This window comes from uncultured Cyclobacterium sp. (genome assembly GCF_963976465.1).
Lineage (GTDB): Bacteria > Bacteroidota > Bacteroidia > Cytophagales > Cyclobacteriaceae > Cyclobacterium.
The window spans coordinates 1-2,228 of the sequence record NZ_CAXBOC010000673.1 but is presented as its reverse complement, the minus strand read 5'-3'; the positions used below and the strand labels follow the sequence as shown (position 1 = coordinate 2,228).

General features: G+C 40.3%; 3 protein-coding genes. All 3 read right to left on the bottom strand.

The features are described 5' to 3' along the window. Nucleotides 1–407: orotidine-5'-phosphate decarboxylase (pyrF, locus tag AAC037_RS23720; protein WP_339906119.1), on the bottom strand; the 407-nt coding region annotated here is incomplete at its 3' end. A gap of 46 nt (nucleotides 408–453) precedes the next feature. Then, complete coding sequence (locus AAC037_RS23715; RefSeq protein WP_339906118.1) at nucleotides 454–1,110, bottom strand: outer membrane lipoprotein carrier protein LolA; 657 nt, start codon at nucleotides 1,108–1,110, stop codon at nucleotides 454–456. Between the two features lie 18 nt (nucleotides 1,111–1,128). Beyond that, the coding region (locus AAC037_RS23710; RefSeq protein WP_339906116.1) for an FtsK/SpoIIIE domain-containing protein at nucleotides 1,129–2,228 on the bottom strand (1,100 nt) is incomplete at its 5' end.

Below are 2,228 nucleotides of genomic sequence, written 5' to 3'. Positions count from 1 at the left end.
CCTTCAAATTCTAAAAATGGTCCCACACTGTCTTCTCCCATATAAGGAGCCACAGTGATGGCATCGAAATTCATCTGCTCAAAAAAAGCCTTGGCATACAGGCGTGAGGTATTGCCTATGTCTCCTCTTTTTGCATCAGCTATGGTAAACACTTCTTTAGGAAGGTATTCCAAGGTTTTGGCCAAGGTCTCCAAACCTGCCGGCCCCATTGCTTCATAGAATGCTAAATTGGGCTTGTAAGCCACTGCCTGATCTATGGTATGGTCAATAATAACTTTATTGAAGGTGTAAACAGGGTCATCTTCTTTTAATAAGTGTTTGGGGATTCGCTGTAAGTCGGGATCCAAGCCGACACATAGAAAGGAGGATTTTTTCTGTATTTGGGCAAAAATTTCTTGAGATGTCATGGGGCAAATTTATAAAAAAGAGATGGGAAATATTAAATTTTTGGGATTACCTCAAATCAATTACCTCTACATCTTGATTTTCACTTACTTTAAACACAAAGTAATCATCCACTATCTTCACATTGGGATTCAACTCTTTAAAAGTATATTTAAATGTTCCCCCAACATCATCTTTTATCTCCCATGCCAATATTTCATTTTTTGCTTTATCAATGTAAAGCTTGATTCTTTTGAACCTGGCATTGGGTTTATCTGAAGTTAGTAAAATTTCATGGGCGGGAACACCATTTATTTCACTGCTGCCAATCAATTGAGAGTTGTATCCTTTTTTATAAATGTTGTAGACATTGGATGGAGTAAGTTCGTCAGCATCATCTTCTACATTGTTTATGGTGACCTCTTTGTATTTGGTGGATTTAATTAGGGTCCAAACCGTTTTTCCATTATTGAATATTTCTTGGTCATCAAGCATCAACCTGTATTTATCGCCTTTTACAGTTACATTCCCGGTATTGGTTTGAATAAGTCCTTCATCTTCTGTGGAATAGCTGTATTCAAAAAGCCCTGTGAAGCCATTGAGGTTTTTATAATTTTCGCTGACCTTAGAAAGTATTTCTATTGCTTTGGCATCGCTTTGCGCAAATAAAGCAGTGGAGAAACAATTAAAAAGGAGCACTATGGTGATTATTTTTTTACTTAACATGTTACAAATCAATATATTTTAAAGGTTATTCAATAACTGTTCCAAAGTATTTTCATCTTGGACCAATACTTCCCTAGCCTTACTTCCTTCAAAAGCGCCAACAATTCCGGCAGCTTCCAATTGATCAATTATTCTTCCCGCACGATTATAACCCAACTTCAGTTTTCTTTGGATCAAGGAGGTACTTCCTTGTTGATGCATCACAATAAGCCTGGCGGCGTCATCAAATAAGGCGTCTCGTTCCGACAAGTCAACTTCTCCAATGCCACTGTCGCCGTCTTCACCAACAAATTCAGGCAAGAGGTAGGCATCGGAGTAACCTCTTTGATCACCTATCCAATCACAAACGGCATCCACTTCCGGGGTGTCAAGGAAGGCACACTGTAAACGAATTACATCAGAACCCATGGAAAGAAGCATGTCGCCCATGCCAATCAATTGTTCTGCCCCTCCGGCATCCAGAATGGTGCGGCTATCAATTTTACTGGTTACCCTGAAGGACAGCCTGGCAGGGAAGTTGGCTTTGATTATACCTGTAATCACATTTACAGATGGTCTTTGGGTGGCAAGCACAAGGTGAATACCAATGGCCCTGGCCAACTGGGCCAGTCTGGCAATGGGACCTTCTATTTCTTTTCCGGCCGTCATCATAAGGTCAGCAAGTTCATCAATTACCAGAACGATATAGGGCATAAACCTGTGTCCTTTGTCCGGATTAAGCTTCCTTGAAACAAACTTGGCATTGTATTCTTTGAGATTTCTACAACCCGCATCTTTCAAAAGATCATACCGGTTGTCCATTTCTATGCAGAGGGAATTCAAAGTGTAAATTACCTTCTTGGTATCCGTAATAATGGCCTCTTCAGCGTTGGGAAGCTTGGCAAGAAAGTGCCTTTCAATTTTATTGAAAAGTGTTAATTCCACTTTCTTAGGGTCTACCAAAATAAGCTTTAGCTGGGAAGGGTGCTTCTTGTAAATCAGGGATGCAAGAATCATATTTAAGCCAACAGATTTACCTTGACCCGTAGCTCCGGCCATGAGTAAGTGGGGCATTTTAGCCAAATCAACGACAAATACCTCATTGGAGATGGTTTTACCCAGTGCTACAGGTAGGTCTT

Excerpts from the sequence above, each read along its gene's own strand:
- AAC037_RS23715 (WP_339906118.1), bottom strand. The coding sequence starts at position 1,110 with ATGTTAAGTAAAAAAATAATCACCATAGTGCTCCTTTTTAATTGTTTC.